The organism is Dellaglioa sp. CoH-57-MRSF-20, assembly GCF_056781955.1.
The window spans coordinates 1-288 of record NZ_JBXAXV010000234.1 but is presented as its reverse complement, the minus strand read 5'-3'; the positions used below and the strand labels follow the sequence as shown (position 1 = coordinate 288).

Genomic DNA, 288 nt, shown 5'->3' with positions numbered 1-288 from the left:
AAAGTACGACGGCACCGAAGTACTGCGCGATCCGGGTATGTTGGTACTCACAAACCTGAGCCCCCAATCGACCAACACGAAACTAGACAAGACTCGCGATTTGGTTACGCGATTTGCCAACACTCCACGTGTGCTGGTAGTAGCAGGCGAGGACCCTATCTCGTTCTGTTGCGCACGTCTGAACATCGAGGTCAACGGCATCGCTTACTTCCGAGGCAACGCCCTGAAGCAACGAATCGAGACCATTTGAGGCCCCATGAATTCACATCAACGACGTAAATCTCAGCG

The 288-nt window shown here is 53.1% G+C and carries 1 protein-coding gene; it reads left to right on the top strand.

Going from position 1 to position 288, the window contains the following annotated elements:
• A partial coding sequence (locus AC1RPN_RS08880) for a hypothetical protein (RefSeq protein WP_481763824.1) occupies positions 1 to 250 on the top strand: 250 nt, incomplete at its 5' end.
• Between the last annotated feature and the right edge of the window lie 38 nt (positions 251 to 288).